Source organism: Nonomuraea sp. NPDC054003, assembly GCF_055585125.1.
In genome coordinates this window covers 597,936-612,838 of the sequence record NZ_JBVJKR010000004.1, presented here as the reverse complement: position 1 = coordinate 612,838, position 14,903 = coordinate 597,936, and the positions used below count along the sequence as shown (strand labels likewise).

The window sequence follows — 14,903 nt, the reverse complement described above, 5'->3', positions numbered from 1 at the left end:
CCTATCGTGCCGCGCATGACAGAGCGACGCGCCATCCTCAGCGGTTCGGTCTTCGAGGAGCAGATCGGCTACGCCCGCGCCGTGGTGGACGGCGACTGGGTGCACGTGTCCGGGACGACCGGCTTCGACTACGCCACCATGACGATCTCCGGCGACGTGGTGGAGCAGGCCGAGCAGTGCCTGCGCAACATCGGCTCGGCGCTTGCCGAGGCGGGGTGCGGCTTCGGCGACGTGGTCAGGGTGCGCTACCTGCTGCCCGACCGCGCCGACTTCGAGCCCTGCTGGCCCGCGCTGCGCCGCTGTTTCGGCGAGGTCCGCCCGGCCGCGACGATGCTGGTCTGCGGGCTCGCGGACCCGCGCATGAAGATCGAGATCGAGGTGTACGCGCGCCGTCCGTCCTGACCGGCGGCGTCTGATCCGGCGCCGGCGGGGAACGGTCCGGGCCATGGAAGTGCTGAGCAGCCGCGTACTGCTGCGCCCCGGTGACCTGGAGCGCAGCCGCCGTTTCTACGCCGAGACGCTCGGCCTGGCCGTCTACCGGGAGTTCGGCCCGCCGGACCATCCCGGCGTGGTCTTCTTCCTCGGGCAGGGGTTCCTCGAACTGTCGGGGCACTCCGGCGGACCGGCGGGCGAGCGCATGATGCTGTGGTTGCAGGTCCGCGACGTGGGCCGGGAGGAGGAGCGGCTGCGGCGGGCGGGCGTCACCGTGCTGCGCGAGGCCAGGCGGGAGCCGTGGGGGCTGGTCGAGTTCTGGATCGCCGACCCCGACGGGCACCGGATCGTGCTGGTGGAGGTGCCGCCCGAGCATCCGCTGCGGCGCGATCTGCGCTGAGACGCGGTCTCTCGGGGGCGCCCGTAGCATTGATACGGTTCAAGCGCCGCCGCACTTCATGACCGAGGAACGATGCCGAGCATCAAAGACGTCGCCCGACTCGCCGGGGTTTCCGTCGGCACCGTGAGCAACGTGCTCAACCGGCCCGAGATGGTGGCCAGGGAGACCCGCATGCGGGTGGAGGCGGCGGTGGCCCAGCTCGGCTACGTCCGCAACGGGTCCGCCCGCCAGCTGCGGGCCGGGCGCAGCACGACGATCGCCGTGGTCGCGCTCGACCTGACCAACCCGTTCTTCATCGACGTGCTGAACGGCGTCGAGACCGCCGCGCAGGACGTCGACGTCAACGTGATGGTGGTCAACAGCAGCAAGGACGCCGCCCGGGAGGCGCGGCTGCTGCGCATGTTCGAGGAGGAGCGCCCGCTGGGCGTGCTGATCACCCCGGTCAACGCCTCGGGCCAGCGGGAGCGGCTGGGCGGGCTGATCTCCCGGGGCATCCCTGTGGTGACGTTCGACAGCTCGTCGCGCCACTCCTACGGGTGCGCCGTCTCGGTGGACGACGTGCTCGGCGGCCGGCTCGCCGGGCGGCACCTGCTCGACCGGGGTCACCGGCGGATCGCCTTCGCCGGCGGGCCGTTCCCCGTCCGCCAGGTGGAGGACCGCCACCACGGCCTGGCCGGTGTGCTGGGCCCGGACAGCGAGCTGACCGTGATCCCGCTGCCGGACCTCACCGTCGCCACCGGCCGCCAGGCCGGCAAGGAGCTGGCCGGCCTGCCCCGCGAGGAGCGGCCCACTGCCGTGTTCTGCGCGAACGACCTGGTGGCGATGGGCGTGCTGCAGGAGCTCACCCAGCGCGGCCTGCGGGTCCCCGCCGACGTGGCGATTCTCGGGTACGACGACATCGACTTCGCCGCGGCGGCGGCCGTGCCGCTGTCGTCGATCCGCCAGCCGCGCGAGCAGCTGGGCCGCACCGCGGCGCTGATGCTGCTGGAGGAGGCCAACAGCCCCGGCGGCCACGAGCACCGTCACGTGGTCTTCCAGCCTGACCTGGTGGAGCGGGTCTCGACGGCGCACCCGTGAATCCCCGGGCCGAGCTGTCACGTCAGAAGGCATGGGGGCCGAAGCGGCCCCAGGCCACGAACGCGGCCAGGACGAGCAGCACCACGTTGACGGCGATCGCCGGATGCTCCCCGCGCCGGCCGTGCGTGACCGCGGCGCCGATCATGACGATGACCAGCCCGGCCGCCGCCAGCGGGGTGAGGATCGGGACGACGCCGAACGTCGCCGGCAGGATCAGCCCGAGCGCGGCCAGCACCTCCAGCCCGCCGATGGCCTTGACCGCGCCGGCGGAGAAGTCCTCCGTCCAGGCCAGGCCGGCGGCCGCGAGCCTCTCCTTGGGCTGCGCCAGCTTCATCAGCCCGGCCACACCGAACACGGCGGCCAGCAGGCCCGCGACGATCCACAGTGCGAGGTTCATGGGGGGTCCCGTTCTCACGCGGCTTGAAATGTTCAACAGGACCCTAGAGGGTGCGGCGGTCCGTCCGTGCGAGCGGCCCTGGCCGGGCCGCTCGCACGGAGACCGCTATCGCTGTGCGGCCGCGGCGCCGGCCCAGCCGAGCAGGGCCTCGGCGGTCTGGAAGCGGCGGCTGGAGCTGGTCTCGCCGAGGAGGACGCCGACGAGCCGGCTGCCGCCCCGATCGGCGGCGAAGGCGAGCGTGTAACCGGCGGCGCGGGTGTAGCCGGTCTTGACGCCGAGCGCGCCGGAGGTGCCGAGCAGGCGGTTGGTGTTGCGCCACGAGTACGAACGGCGCTCGGAGGTCGCGGGGACGGTGTGGTACTGGGTCGAGGTGACCTTCTCCAGGGTCGGGTTCTCCAGCACCTTCTGGGCCAGGCGGACCTGGTCGCGAGCGGTGGAGTGGCCGCCGCCGCCGTAGGGCATGCCGTCCGCGTTGACGTACAGCGTGTCGTTCATGCCGAGCTGCCGGGCGGTGGCGTTCATCGCGGCCACGAACTCCTCGACGCCCGGCCCGTACGTGCGCGCGAGCGCGTGCGCGGCGTCGGCGCCGGAGGGCAGCATGAGCGCGTGCAGCATGTCCTCGACGGTCAGCGTGTCGCCGGCGCGCAGGTGGGCGACCGCGGCGCCGCCCCTGGCGGCGTAGCCGACGTCGGCGGTGGTGACCTCGACCTCGTCGGTGGGCTCGGCCCGCTGGAGCACCACGTACGCGGTCATCATCTTGGTGAGGCTGGCGACCGGCCTGCGCAGGTCGGCCTCCTTGCTGAAGTGGACCTGGCCGGTGGTGGCGTCGACCAGGTGGGCGGCCGTGGCCAGGACGGCGGGGGCGGCTGGGGCCTGCGCGGCGTCGACGGGGGTGGCGACCGGCGGGGCGGCGTGGGCGGCGGTGCTGCCGGCGGTCAACGCCGCGGCGGCGACGGCGAGGCCGATCAGCGCTCCGCCGAACCGGTGGGTGACGTTCATCTGGGGGCTTGCTCCTAGCTTCCATGCCGCCTACCGGGTTAGCTGACGGGTTCGGGCGTGGAAGTGCCCTACGGCGCGTGGTGCGCCGATTCACCCCGAGGGGAATGGGTCCCCGGCTCCGCGAACGGATTCGGCGGCCGTGCGCTCCCCGGGGGTGGGGCACGCACGGTCTGGGCAAATGAAGCCTCAACGTAATGCAATCTGACAAACGTCGCAACTCACCATAATTAGGACTTGACCTCCGATATCGCCGGTCACGCTCCCGGCCGGACGACCATCAGCACGACCACGGCCGCCCAGACCAGGTTGTAGAAGCCGGCGAGCATGGACAGCGCGCGCAGCCGGCTCCCGTCGTCCGGGTCGCGCAGCGCGTCCCGCTGGCGCGGGTAGATCTGGGTGGCCAGCAGGACGGCCGCGACGCCGGTCAGCACCATCGAGGCGACGATCCAGAGCTCCCCCATCCGGCCCTGCGCGAGGGCCATCACGATGCCGACGGCGGGCACCACCAGACCGAACAGGCTGTAGCCGCGGGTGATGCGGTGCAGGGCGGCGGCCACGGCCGGGCTGCGCTCGCCCTCGCCCGGCGGGCCCGCAACGGGGGCGTAGCGGGGAAACAGGCTCGCGGCCACGGCCGAGCCTCCGACGAACACGATGGCCGCCAGGACGTGCACGGACAGCAGGACGTGATCCCTCACGTTCGATCCTCCAACCTTCAGGGTTACTGAAGCTTAGCGGAAGCTTCAGGCACTCTGAAGGTTGTCCTACCTCCCAGCCGGCGGCGGAGGCGCCCTTGACGGTTGTGGTGTTGGCGTTAACACTTGGCACACATCTCTCCACCAGCAAGTGAGCACGACGAAGCAACCAGTTATGTTAGCGCTAACACAACTGGTCGACCCCACCCCCCAAGGAGTCCTCGTGTTGGCTTCCCTGCCGGGCACGGCGCGCCGGATCCTGACGCTCGCCGTCGTCACGATCGTCCTGTCAGCCCTGTTCACGACCGGCCGCGCCCAGGCGGCGCCCGGCCCGTCCTTCACCAACCCCGTCGTCCCGACGCCCAACAGCGCCGACCCGACGCTGGTCTTCCACAACGGCTTCTACTACTACGTCGCCACGACGTGGAACTCCGACGTGGTCATGCGCCGCTCGGCGACGATCGCCGGGCTGCGCAGCGCGCCCGAGCAGGTCGTCGTACGGACAGGCGGCAACACGATGTGGGCGCCGCACCTGGAGATGGTCGGGAGCCGCTGGTACCTGTACTACTCGGTGGAGCAGGGCGGCCTGCCCCGCCGCACCCACGTCGCCGAGAGCGCCGGGTCCGACCCGATGGGGCCCTACACCGTCCGCGGGATCGTCAACCTGATGCCCGACAACGGATGGGCGATCGACGCCAGCCTGCTCAAGCTCGACGGCAACCTCTACATGACGTTCTCGGCGTTCGCGTCCGACGGCCTGCAGTCGCTGTTCATCGCGCCGATGTCGAACCCGTGGACGGCGAGCGCGTTCGGCAGGCGGATCTCGGCCCCGACCCTGGACTGGGAGCGTCAGAACGGCGCCGTCAACGAGGGCTCCTTCGCGCTACAGCGGGGCGGCCGCACCTTCCTGACCTACTCGGCCAGCCACTGCAACGGTCCCAACTACAAGCTCGGCATGCTGGAGTACCGCGGCGGTGACCCGCTGTCGGCCGCGTCCTGGACCAAGTTCGCCAGCCCGATCTTCCAGCGCAACGACGCGAACGGCGTCTACGGCCCCGGCCACCACTCCTTCTTCACCTCGCCCGACGGCACCGAGACCTGGATCGCCTACCACGCCAACTCCTCGTCGAGCCAGGGCTGCGGCACCACCCGCACCACCCGGGTGCAGAAGATCTCCTGGAACGCCGACGGCACGCCCGACCTCGGCGTCCCCGTCTCGACCTCGACCGTGATCCCCGGCCCCTCGGGCGAGCCCACCCCTGCCACGGCGCGGATCCGCAACCGGCACAGCGGCCTCTGCCTGGACGACTACAACTGGGTGACCACGCCGGGCGCGGAGGTCCGCCAGTGGACCTGCAACGGCCTCGCCACGCAGGACTGGCAGATCACCCCGGCCGCCGACGGCTACTCCACGATCACCAACCGGCACAGCGGCCTGTGCCTGGACAACTACAACTTCGGCACCACCCCAGGTTCCGAGGTACGCCAGTGGACCTGCAACGGCCTGGCCGTCCAGCAATGGCGCGTCACGTCCGTGGGAGGCGGCTACTCCACCCTCACCAACCGGCACAGCGGCCTGTGCCTGGACAACTACAACTTCGGCACCGCCCCGGGCTCCGAAGTACGGCAGTGGACCTGCAACGGCAACAACGCCCAGCAGTGGACCGTCTCCTGACCAGGAGACGGTCCTAGCCGAGGCGCAGCCCCGCGACGAGGAGCCCGACCATGCGGCGGGCGTCGTAGCGGGGATCGCCGGCGCCGACGCAGAGGTTCCCGATGCCCCGCATGAGTTCGAGGGCGTCCTGGCCGGGGCGGATCTCGCCGGCGGCGGCCGCCGCTTCGAGCAACCGGGCGCACACGGGCACGAGCCGGTCGAGGAAGTAGGCGTGCAGGGCGTCGAAGCCGGCGTTGTCGGACTGGAGGACGGCGGCGAGCCCGTGCTTGGTGACCAGGAAGTCCACGAAGAGGTTGATCCAGCGCTCCAGGGCGGCGTACGGCGTGGCACTGGTCGCCAGCAGGGCCGGACCGGCCTCGGCGCAGGCCTCGACCTGGTGCCGGTAGACGGCGATGATCAGATCCGCCCGCGTCGGGAAGTGGCGGTAGATCGTGGCCGTGCCGACGCCCGCCTTGGCCGCGATGTCGCGTATCGGCGCGTCGACGCCCGACGTCACGAAGACCTCTCCGGCCGCGTCGAGCAGGTTCTTCTCGTTGCGGCGGGCGTCCGCCCGTTTGGGCCGGGCCGCTCGCCCCGCGCCCCGCTCGCCGTCGTTCATCGCGCCGTGCCTCCGGTGTTGCTAAACGGGACAGTGTCCCGTATCGTCAAACGGGACGCTGTCCCGTTTTCTTCATGATGCCAGAGCGGGCGCCCGCCGGCCAACCACGCCGGCCACTTCACCCACGAACGAGGAAGACCTTCTTATGAGCCGATCAGTCATCGCGCCCGCGCACGCGGCCCAGGGCGCGCCCATCCCGGTCCTCTCGGCGCGGCCGGTGGTGCTGCCGGCCCCCGGCCGGGGTGAGGACCTCCAGGTGCGCGTGTCCGCGCCCGCCGCCGGGCGCGACCTGCCGATCATCGTCTTCTCGCACGGCTTCGGCTGGTCGATGGACGGGTACGACCCGCTGGCCGGCTTCTGGGCCGCCCACGGCTTCGCGGTGGTCCAGCCCACCCATCTCGACTCCAGGACGCTGAACCTTCCGCCCGACGATCCCCGTACACCGCTGATCTGGCGGTTCCGGGTCGAGGACCTGAAGCGCGTACTCGACCACCTCGACCTGGTCGAAGCCGCCGTCCCCGGCCTGAGCGGGCGTCTGGACCGGAGCCGCGTCGCCGTGGCCGGGCACTCCTGGGGCGCCCAGACGGCGAGCATGCTGCTGGGCGCGCGGATCGTCGATCCCGAAGGCGGACCGGGGCAGGACCTGTCCGACCCCAGGGTCAAGGCGGGTGTGCTGCTCGCCGCGCCCGGCCGGGGCGGCGCCGACCTGACGCCGTTCGCCGCCGAGCACATGCCCTTCATGAACCCGGACTTCAGCCACATGACCACACCGGCCCTCGTGGTCGCGGGCGACCGGGACCAGTCCCATCTGAGCGTCCGGGGGCCGGACTGGTTCACCGACCCGTACACCTTCAGCCCGGGCGGCAAGAGCCTGCTCACGCTGTTCGGGGCCGAGCACGGGCTCGGCGGCATCGTCGGCCGCGACGTCACGGAGACGACGGACGAGAACCCCGAACGGGTCGCCCTGATCCAGCGGCTCACCACGGCCTACCTGCGCAGCGCGCTCGACCCGGAGGATTCCGGCTGGGCGGCGGCGCGCGCGGCGTTGCTGGAGAGCGCCGACCCGCTGGGTCGCGTCGACTCCGACTGAAGCCCCGCCCGCCGAGTATCGGGCGTCTCCCCCTCGCGTGGCCGCTAGATTGGGCGAAACGGTCATCGGATGGCGAGGTCGAAGGTGCCGATCGGACGAGGGTCCCGGGAGCCGGGACGGGGCATGCGGCCCTACGGATGGATGCTGGTGCTCGCCGCGGCGGTGCTCGCCGTGGACCAGGCGTCCAAGCTCTGGGCGGTCTCGGCGCTCTCCGGCGGCGAGCGCGTCACGGTGATCCCGGAGCTGATCCAGCTGCGGCTGCTGTTCAACCCCGGTGCCGCGTTCTCGATAGGGGCCGGCGCGACGTGGGTGTTCACCCTGACGGCGGCCGCCGCCGTCGCCGGCATCCTCTACACCGGGCGGCGGCTGCGCTCGCCCGCCTGGACCGTCGTGCTGGGCGCGCTGCTCGGCGGCGCCACCTCCCATCTGCTCGACCGCCTGTTCCGCCCGCCGGGCTTCGCTCAGGGTCATGTCGTCGACTTCATCGACTACGGCGGCCTGTTCGTCGGCAACGTCGCCGACATCGCCCTGACCGCCAGTTGCGTCGTCCTCATGGTGCTCACCGTGCGCGGCATCCCCCTGGCCGGCGCGGACGCCGGGGAGCGCCCGAGCTCGTAGCCGGGCGGGCCGTGTCAGCGGCCGCGTCAGCCCGGCGACGGCCCCGTGTCAGAGCGGCCGGCGATGGTGGGCGCCATGAACGATTCAGCCATCGCCGCCTCCGGGCTGCGCAAGGCGTACAAGGACAAGGTCGTGCTCGACGGCGTCGACCTGGACGTCCGGACCGGCACGGTCTTCGCCCTGCTGGGGCCCAACGGCGCCGGGAAGACCACGACGGTGCACGTGCTGACCACGCTGCTGGCCCCCGACGCCGGGAAGGCCGTCGTCGCCGGGCACGACGTGGCCACGGAGACCAAGGCGGTGCGCGCGGCCATCGGGGTCACCGGGCAGTTCGCCTCGGTCGACGACCTCCTCACCGGCGAGGAGAACCTGCTGATGACGGCGGACCTCCTGCACCTGCCCAGGGCGGAGGGCAGGAGGATCGCCGGCCGGTTGCTCGACCGGTTCGACCTGGCCGGATCGGCGGGCAAGCTGGTGGCGTCCTACTCGGGCGGCATGCGCCGCAAGCTGGACCTGGCCATGACGCTGGTCGGCAAGCCGCGGATCATCTTCCTGGACGAGCCCACGACGGGACTCGATCCGCGCAGCCGCCGCACCATGTGGCAGATCATCAGGGAACTCGTGGCCGACGGCACGACCATCTTCCTGACCACTCAGTACCTCCAGGAGGCCGACGAGCTCGCCGGCCGGATCGCCGTGCTCGACCAGGGCCGGCTGGTCGCCGAGGGCACGGCCGACGAGCTCAAGCGCCGGGTGCCGGGCGGTCATGTCCGGCTGCGGTTCACCAGCCGGGAGGAACTCGACGCCGCGGCGCGGGTCCTGCCCGGGTCCACGAGGGACGACGAGGAGCTGACCTTGCGGGTGCCCGGCGACGGCGGGGTGCGGTCGTTGCGGGCGCTGCTCGAACGGCTCGACACGCACGCGGTGGAGGTCGGGGAACTGTCGGTGCACACACCGGATCTGGATGACGTCTTCTTCGCCCTCACCGGGCACGGCAACAAGGAGGTCAGTGCCCGATGAACGCTCTCTCGGCTTTCCTGGCGGACTCCGCCACCATGGTGCGGCGCGACTTCAGGCACACGATGCGCAATCCGCTGACGCTGTTCAACGCCGTGTTCGTGCCGGTCTTCGTGATGTTCCTCATGGTCCACGTGTTCGGCGGCGCCTTCGACGTCGGGGCCGACTACGTCGACTACGCGACGCCTGGATTGATCATCATGACCATCGGCTACGGCATCGGCCCCACCGCGACCGCGGTGAACTCGGACATGACGACCGGATTCATCAACCGGCTCCGGGTCATGGACGTGTCCAGGGCCGCGGTGCTGAACGCGCACGTGATCGCGATCATGCTGCGGACCATGGTGGCCATCGCGATCATCATCGGGGTGGCGGTGCTGCTGGGATTCCGGCCGGCGGCGAGTCTCCCGCAGTGGCTCGGCGCGATCGGCATCGTCGCGTTGACGGTGCTGGCGATCGGCTGGCTGACCGTCGCGTCCGGGCTCGCCGCCAAGACACCGGAAGGCGCGGGACTCGCCGGAGTCCCGCTGATGCTCCTTCCCTTCCTGAGCAGCGCCTTCGTGCCGGCCGAGACGATGGGGCCGGGTGCGCGGCAGTTCGCCGAGTACCAACCGTTCACCTCGATCATCGAGACCCTGCGCGGGCTGCTGTCCGGCACGCCGTCGGCGGGCCCAGCCATCACGGCGGTCGCCTGGTGCGCCGGGCTCACGCTGGTCGGCTACCTGTGGGCGCGCAGGACGTTCACGAAGCGAGCGTGATCCCGGCCAGCTCGCGCCAGTCCTGCCGCTGACCGGCACGGAACGCCTCGGCGAACACGGTCTCGCCGAGGCGGCTCCGCGTGGCCGCGGCGATCCTGGCGGCGTCCGGCTGCGAACGGTCCGGCGTGCCGCGCACGCCGTCGCTCGCCGCCAGCAGCCGCACGGCCTGTTCGTACTCCCCCTGGCGCAGCGCGAGGTCCGCGATCCCGATCAGCATCTCGGCGATCATCGGCGGGTGCGGGTGCTCCGTGGCCGCGGCCGCGCGGAACGCCTCCCTCCGGTGGGCGCGGGCCTCCTCGATGTCCTCGGTGAGGTAGCCGTACAGGTGCATGGTCATGGCGTGGACCGAGCCGGGCATGCCCGGCTCGCCCATCACCGCCCGCACCGTGGCCAGGTGCTCGTGCGCCTGGTCCGGCTCGCCGCGCCAGCGCGCCAGCTGCGCCTTCGACAGCGCCAGCTCGGCGAGCGCGTCCGGCCAGACGATCCCGCCCGCGCACCGCTGCGCCTCCGCCATGGCGGACGCGCTGGACCGCTCGTCGCCGAGCAGCCAGTACAGCTGGGCCTGCCGCGCCCGCACGCCGACCACGTCCTCGACGGCGCCCACCTCGGTCAGCGCCCCGACGACCTCCTCGTGGTGTTCGCAGGCGCGGGCGAACTCGCCGCGGGTGGCGAGCCGGTCGGCCAGGAAGGTCAGCGCCAGCGCGATGCCCATCCGGTCGCCCAGCGCGCGGAACTCGGCGAGCGCGGTCTCGGCGTCGAGGTCCACGTCGGTCTCGTCGCCGCCGAGCGTGAGCCGGAACCGGCCCCGGGTGAGCCTGGCCTGCGCGCGCACCCACGGATCGGCGCCGGCGATGAGCGGCTCGAACGCGGGCATGAACTCCGCCGGGCCCCGCAGCGTCCGCTCCAGCAGCTCGACGAAGCCGAGCAGCGGGCGGCGGGACCCGCTGCGCCGGGCCAACCGGTGCGCCTCCTGGATCCATTCCCGCGCCTGATACTGGTCACCGCCGATGCCGGCGGTCACGAACATGGTCACGATGAGGTACGCCATCGCCCGCACCTCGTCGGACACCTCGCCGGGCAGCGAGGCCGCCGCGACGCTCAGCTCGGCGCCCTCGGCTCGGTGCCCGCCGAGATACCAGAAGTAGCCCGCGGCCGCGACCAGCCGCATCGACTCCTGGGCCCATCCCCCGGCGATCGCCCGGCGCAGGGCCGCGGTGATGTTGTCGTGCTCGGCATCGAGCGTGGCCAGCCATTCCAGCTGCCCGGCCCGGCGCAGGTGCGGATCGGCCGTCTCGGCCAGCTCGGTGAAGTACGTGAGGTGCGCCCGGCGCGCCGGCTCGGTCTCCCCGGCTTCGGCGAGCCGGTAGGCCGCGTATTCCCTGATGGTGTCGAGCATCCGGTAGCGCATCGCGCCCCCGCCGTCGGCGAGCAGCAGCGACTTCTCGATCAACGCGGTCAGCACGTCGAACACCTGCTCCCCGCCGGACGCCTCGTCCCCGCACACCCGTACGGCCGCTTCCAGGCTCGCCCCGCCGGAGAACACCGAGAGCCGCCGCAGCACGCGTCGCTCGGCCTCGCTCAGCAGGTCCCAGCTCCAGTCGACGACCGCGCGCAGCGTCTTGTGCCGGGGGAGCGCCGTACGGCTGCCGCTGGTCAGCAGCCGGAACCGATCGTCCAGCCCGCGTGCCAGCTGATCGACGGACATCGTGCGCAGCCGTGCCGCGGCGAGCTCGATCGCCAGCGGCATCCCGTCGAGCGCCCGGCAGATCCGCGCCATGGCCGGCAGGGCGGCCGCGTCGGCGCCGAGGTCCTGACGCACCAGGCGCGCGCGGTCGCGCAGCAGCCGCACCGCGGGCGAGGACCCGATCTCGGCCGGGTCCGCCCGCTCGGCGGGCAGCGCGAGCGGCTCGACCTGCCACAGCACCTCCCCGGTGATCCCGAGCGGCTCCCTGCTGGTGGCCAGGATCCGCAGGCTCCGGCACTCCCCTAGCAGCCGATCGGCGAAGGCCGCGGCCTCCTCGATCACGTGCTCGCAGTTGTCCAGGATCAGCAGGATCGCACGTTCCCGGACCGCGGCGATGAGCCGGTCCGTCCGGTCCCCGCCCCGCACGCCGCCGAGCAGGGCCTGTTCGCGCAGGCCGAGCGCGGTGAGCGCGGCCTGCGCCAGCTCACCGCCCGCCCGCACCGGGGCCAGCTCGACCAGCCACGCCCCGTCCGGCAGCTCGGCCAGCATCGTCCGCGCGGTCTCCGCGGCCAGCCTCGTCTTGCCCGAGCCGCCCGGCCCGGTCAAGGTGACCAGCCGGTGCCTGACGGCCAGGGCGGCGACCGCGGAGACGTCCTCGTCCTTGCCGACGAAGCTCGTCAGCTCGGCGCGCAGGTTGGTCCTGCGTTGCTCCGTCCGCTCGCCAACCTCGCCGCGGAGCAACGCGACGTGCAGCGCGGACAGCTCGGCCGACGGGTCGGCGCCCAGCTCCTCGGCCAGCCGCTCACGCGTCCGCTGGTAGACGGTCAGCGCCTCGGGCGTGCGCCCCGCCTCGGCGAGCGCCCGCATCAACGCCGCCACGAACCCCTCGCGCAGCGGGTACGCGGCGACCAGCTCGGTCAGCTCGGAGACCAGCTCCGAGCCGCGGCCGAGGCGGATGTCCGCGTCCACCCGGTCCCCGAGCGCGGCCACGTGGAGCTCGTCCAGCCGCCTGACGGCGGCGTCGAACAGCTCGCTGTCCCGCAGCGCGAGGTCCGCCATCGCCGTGCCGCGCCACAAGGCCAGGGCCGTGCGCAGCAGCTCCGCCCGGGCCGCGGGCTCGGCGGCACGGGCCTGACCGGTCAGGCGCTCGAACCGGCACGCGTCCACAGCATCGGGGGCGACGGCCAGCCGGTAGCCGCCGGAATCCGCCTCGATCACCCCGTCGGGTAACACCCTGCGCAGCCGGGACACCAGCGCCTGCAGGGCGTTCACCGCGTCCGCGGGCGGTCGCCGCCCCCAGATCCAGTCGACCAGTCTCGTACGGGGGACGATCCGGCCGGGTTCGAGGGCGAGCGCGGCGAGCAACGCGCGCAGCCGGACCCCGGGGACCTCCACCAGGGCACCGTCGGGGTTGCGGACCTCGAACGGCCCGAGCAGTCCAACTCGCACAGGGGTCATTGTGCCGAACCCCGGCGGCGTCCCGGACCGCCGGGGCGACGGGACGCGGTGTCGTGTCAGCGGCGGCGTCAGCACGGCGACGGCCCGCTGTCAGGGCGCCCGGCGAAGGTGGACGCGTTGAGCGTTCGACCACGACACCAAGGCGGATGACCATGGAACACACCGTCACCACGATGCCGACCGCGCGCCGGCCCGGATGTCCCTTCGACCCGCCCGGCGAGCTGATCCAGGCCCGCGAGCACGGCCCGATCAGCCGCTACACCTTCCCCGGGGGCAGGCCCGGCTGGCTGATCACCGGATACGACCTGGTCAGGTCGGTCCTGGCCGACGCGAGGTTCAGCTCACGCAAGGAGCTGATGCTCCACCCGTCCATCGACATCAGCGGCATGGAGATCCCTCCCGCGCCGCCCGGCGAGTTCCTCCTCATGGACGAGCCGCAGCACGGGCGCTACCGGAAACCGCTGGTGGGCAAGTTCACCGTGCGGCGCATGCGGCAGCTCACCGAGCGCGTCGAGCAGATCACCGCCGACCACCTGGACGCCATGGAGAAGGCCGGGCCGCCGGTGGACCTGGTGACCGCGTTCGCCAAGCCCGTCCCCACCATCGTCATCTGCGAGCTGCTGGGCGTGCCGTACGAGGACCGGGGCTCCTTCCAGGAACAGGTCGACTCGTTCCTCAGCGGGGAGACGAGCGACGAGGACATGATCGCCGCCTACACGGCGACCCAGCGCTATCTCGGGGAGCTGGTGGCCGCCAAGCGCGCGAACCCGACCGACGACGTGCTCAGCGACCTCACCGACGGCGACCTGACCGACGAGGAGCTGCGGGGCATCGCTCTCATCCTGCTCGCGGCCGGGCTCGACACCACCGCGAACATGCTGGCGCTGGGCACCTTCGCGCTGCTGCGCAACCCGGCGCAGCTGGCCGCGCTCCGCGCCGACCCCGCGCTCACCGACCGGGCCGTGGAGGAGCTGCTGCGGTATCTGAGCGTCGCCAAGACGTTCATGCGGACGGCGCTGGAGGACGTCGAGCTGGGCGGCCGGACCATCGAGGCCGGGACGACGGTCATCCTGTCGTACAACACCGCCAACCGCGACCCCGAGCGCTTCGCCGACCCCCACGTGCTGGACCTGGGGCGGGAGGCCCGCGGGCATCTGGCGTTCGGCCACGGCATCCACCAGTGCCTGGGTCAGCAGCTGGCCCGCGTCGAGATGCGGGTCGCCTTCCCCGCGCTGGTCACCCGCTTCCCCACCCTGCGCCTGGCCGTGCCGCCGGAGGAGGTCGGGCTGCGCCCGGAGACCGCGGACATCTACGGGCTGAAGAGCCTGCCGGTCGCCTGGGACGTGTGACCCGCGAGGCGCGCGTCAGGGGCTCCACACCATCGTCCGCTGGTGGACACGCGCGCCCCGGTGGCGCAGGCCCGGCACCAGGGGCGCGGGGCCGTGCGCGGTGAAACCGGCCCGCTCGAAGAACCGCACCGCCCGGGTGTTCTCCACCAGCGTCTGCAGGTGGCAGCCCGGCGATCCCGCCTCCTTGAGCCGCCGCTGCCACGACTCCATGAGCCCTTGGGCGGCGCCGGTGCCGCGGGCTTCAGGGGCGACGTTGATGTGCAGGTGGGAGGGCCAGCGCGGGTCCTCGAAGTCGCCAGGGGCCGGCTGCCGGCGGATCGCCGCCCCGGCCGCGTCGAGCATGGCGTGGGCGAAGAAGGCCGCCGGGCCGCGCCGCAGGTAGAGCCGGTGCCTTCTGATCGCCCGCGTCATCCGCTCGCTCTCGCCGGGGAACGCCGCGCCGTCCAGGCAACCGGTCAGGTAGCCGACGAGGACGCCCCGGTCGGCGGCGAGGAACAGCGAGTCCGGCTCCTGGTCCATGTAGGGCTCCAGGTAGATGTCACGCTCGGACTCCGCGTGCCCCCACAGCGAGCCGGTGGGCGACCCCTCCCCCGCGCGCGCGAACAGCTCGCGCAGCTCGGCTCGATCGTCTTCCCTGAACGTCCGGATCTCCATCG

Annotated in this window: 15 protein-coding genes and 1 riboswitch; of the genes, 9 read left to right on the top strand and 6 right to left on the bottom strand. The window is 72.4% G+C overall.

Features of this window, described 5'->3' with window-relative positions:
• Positions 1-15 precede the first annotated feature (15 nt).
• The 3 genes from ACZ6YG_RS13465 to ACZ6YG_RS13455 all read left to right on the top strand — a co-directional run bounded on the left by ACZ6YG_RS13465 (position 16) and on the right by ACZ6YG_RS13455 (position 1,909).
• The gene (locus ACZ6YG_RS13465) at positions 16-402 is read left to right on the top strand and encodes a RidA family protein (RefSeq protein ID WP_148031819.1); all 387 of its coding nucleotides are present in this window, start codon (positions 16-18) and stop codon (positions 400-402) included.
• A gap of 43 nt (positions 403-445) precedes the next feature.
• Positions 446-832, top strand: a complete 387-nt coding sequence (locus ACZ6YG_RS13460) for a VOC family protein (RefSeq protein WP_466018126.1) — start codon at positions 446-448, stop codon at positions 830-832.
• 72 nt (positions 833-904) lie between these two features.
• Positions 905-1,909, top strand: coding sequence for a LacI family DNA-binding transcriptional regulator (locus tag ACZ6YG_RS13455; protein ID WP_466018125.1), 1,005 nt, complete (start codon positions 905-907; stop codon positions 1,907-1,909).
• 22 nt (positions 1,910-1,931) lie between these two features.
• Here ACZ6YG_RS13455 and ACZ6YG_RS13450 read toward each other — a convergent pair whose 3' ends face one another.
• The 3 genes from ACZ6YG_RS13450 to ACZ6YG_RS13440 all read right to left on the bottom strand — a co-directional run bounded on the left by ACZ6YG_RS13450 (position 1,932) and on the right by ACZ6YG_RS13440 (position 4,000).
• Entirely contained in the window at positions 1,932-2,306 is a 375-nt protein-coding gene (locus ACZ6YG_RS13450) for a DoxX family protein (protein WP_271280550.1), read from the bottom strand.
• Between the two features lie 105 nt (positions 2,307-2,411).
• On the bottom strand, positions 2,412-3,305 hold the full coding sequence (locus ACZ6YG_RS13445) for a D-alanyl-D-alanine carboxypeptidase family protein (RefSeq protein ID WP_466018124.1): 894 nt from the start codon (positions 3,303-3,305) through the stop codon (positions 2,412-2,414).
• 12 nt (positions 3,306-3,317) lie between these two features.
• Positions 3,318-3,451: riboswitch (cyclic di-AMP (ydaO/yuaA leader) on the bottom strand.
• A 108-nt stretch (positions 3,452-3,559) separates the two neighbouring features.
• The gene (locus ACZ6YG_RS13440; protein ID WP_364236451.1) at positions 3,560-4,000 is read right to left on the bottom strand and encodes a hypothetical protein; all 441 of its coding nucleotides are present in this window, start codon (positions 3,998-4,000) and stop codon (positions 3,560-3,562) included.
• Between the two features lie 220 nt (positions 4,001-4,220).
• Between ACZ6YG_RS13440 and ACZ6YG_RS13435 the strand changes: the two genes are divergently transcribed.
• Entirely contained in the window at positions 4,221-5,672 is a 1,452-nt protein-coding gene (locus ACZ6YG_RS13435) for a family 43 glycosylhydrolase (RefSeq protein WP_466018123.1), read from the top strand.
• A 13-nt stretch (positions 5,673-5,685) separates the two neighbouring features.
• Here ACZ6YG_RS13435 and ACZ6YG_RS13430 read toward each other — a convergent pair whose 3' ends face one another.
• Complete coding sequence (locus ACZ6YG_RS13430; RefSeq protein WP_219545857.1) at positions 5,686-6,270, bottom strand: TetR/AcrR family transcriptional regulator; 585 nt, start codon at positions 6,268-6,270, stop codon at positions 5,686-5,688.
• Between the two features lie 145 nt (positions 6,271-6,415).
• On the opposite strand from ACZ6YG_RS13430, the gene ACZ6YG_RS13425 reads away from it, so the two are divergent.
• From ACZ6YG_RS13425 to ACZ6YG_RS13410, 4 genes are all read left to right on the top strand, one after another.
• Positions 6,416-7,360, top strand: a complete 945-nt coding sequence (locus ACZ6YG_RS13425) for an alpha/beta hydrolase family protein (protein WP_466018122.1) — start codon at positions 6,416-6,418, stop codon at positions 7,358-7,360.
• A gap of 123 nt (positions 7,361-7,483) precedes the next feature.
• Entirely contained in the window at positions 7,484-7,978 is a 495-nt protein-coding gene (locus ACZ6YG_RS13420) for a signal peptidase II (protein WP_148031827.1), read from the top strand.
• Positions 7,979-8,053: 75 nt separating this feature from the next.
• A complete protein-coding gene (locus ACZ6YG_RS13415) occupies positions 8,054-8,998 on the top strand; it encodes an ATP-binding cassette domain-containing protein (RefSeq protein WP_219545855.1) in 945 nt (314 codons plus the stop codon).
• Positions 8,995-9,756, top strand: a complete 762-nt coding sequence (locus tag ACZ6YG_RS13410; RefSeq protein WP_466018121.1) for an ABC transporter permease — start codon at positions 8,995-8,997, stop codon at positions 9,754-9,756. Before ACZ6YG_RS13415 ends, ACZ6YG_RS13410 begins: the two co-directional genes overlap by 4 nt.
• Here the strand turns inward: ACZ6YG_RS13410 and ACZ6YG_RS13405 are convergent.
• Complete coding sequence (locus ACZ6YG_RS13405) at positions 9,740-12,889, bottom strand: AfsR/SARP family transcriptional regulator (RefSeq protein ID WP_466018120.1); 3,150 nt, start codon at positions 12,887-12,889, stop codon at positions 9,740-9,742. The two genes, ACZ6YG_RS13410 and ACZ6YG_RS13405, sit on opposite strands and share 17 nt — an antisense overlap.
• A 161-nt stretch (positions 12,890-13,050) precedes the next feature.
• Here ACZ6YG_RS13405 and ACZ6YG_RS13400 point away from each other — a divergent pair, with 161 nt between their 5' ends.
• A complete protein-coding gene (locus ACZ6YG_RS13400) occupies positions 13,051-14,247 on the top strand; it encodes a cytochrome P450 (protein ID WP_466018119.1) in 1,197 nt (398 codons plus the stop codon).
• Between the two features lie 15 nt (positions 14,248-14,262).
• Here ACZ6YG_RS13400 and ACZ6YG_RS13395 read toward each other — a convergent pair whose 3' ends face one another.
• The gene (locus ACZ6YG_RS13395; protein WP_466018118.1) at positions 14,263-14,901 is read right to left on the bottom strand and encodes a GNAT family N-acetyltransferase; all 639 of its coding nucleotides are present in this window, start codon (positions 14,899-14,901) and stop codon (positions 14,263-14,265) included.
• Positions 14,902-14,903 lie beyond the last annotated feature (2 nt).

What these genes read in the sequence shown, in the direction of transcription:
- ACZ6YG_RS13425 (WP_466018122.1), top strand. Translation starts at nt 6,416, where the DNA reads ATGAGCCGATCAGTCATCGCGCCCGCGCACGCGGCCCAGGGCGCGCCC.
- ACZ6YG_RS13415 (WP_219545855.1), top strand. Translation starts at nt 8,054, where the DNA reads ATGAACGATTCAGCCATCGCCGCCTCCGGGCTGCGCAAGGCGTACAAG.
- ACZ6YG_RS13420 (WP_148031827.1), top strand. Translation starts at nt 7,484, where the DNA reads ATGCGGCCCTACGGATGGATGCTGGTGCTCGCCGCGGCGGTGCTCGCC.
- ACZ6YG_RS13450 (WP_271280550.1), bottom strand. Translation starts at nt 2,306, where the DNA reads ATGAACCTCGCACTGTGGATCGTCGCGGGCCTGCTGGCCGCCGTGTTC.
- ACZ6YG_RS13410 (WP_466018121.1), top strand. Translation starts at nt 8,995, where the DNA reads ATGAACGCTCTCTCGGCTTTCCTGGCGGACTCCGCCACCATGGTGCGG.
- ACZ6YG_RS13465 (WP_148031819.1), top strand. Translation starts at nt 16, where the DNA reads ATGACAGAGCGACGCGCCATCCTCAGCGGTTCGGTCTTCGAGGAGCAG.
- ACZ6YG_RS13430 (WP_219545857.1), bottom strand. Translation starts at nt 6,270, where the DNA reads ATGAACGACGGCGAGCGGGGCGCGGGGCGAGCGGCCCGGCCCAAACGG.
- ACZ6YG_RS13445 (WP_466018124.1), bottom strand. Translation starts at nt 3,305, where the DNA reads ATGAACGTCACCCACCGGTTCGGCGGAGCGCTGATCGGCCTCGCCGTC.
- ACZ6YG_RS13400 (WP_466018119.1), top strand. Translation starts at nt 13,051, where the DNA reads ATGGAACACACCGTCACCACGATGCCGACCGCGCGCCGGCCCGGATGT.
- ACZ6YG_RS13455 (WP_466018125.1), top strand. Translation starts at nt 905, where the DNA reads ATGCCGAGCATCAAAGACGTCGCCCGACTCGCCGGGGTTTCCGTCGGC.
- ACZ6YG_RS13395 (WP_466018118.1), bottom strand. Translation starts at nt 14,901, where the DNA reads ATGGAGATCCGGACGTTCAGGGAAGACGATCGAGCCGAGCTGCGCGAG.
- ACZ6YG_RS13460 (WP_466018126.1), top strand. Translation starts at nt 446, where the DNA reads ATGGAAGTGCTGAGCAGCCGCGTACTGCTGCGCCCCGGTGACCTGGAG.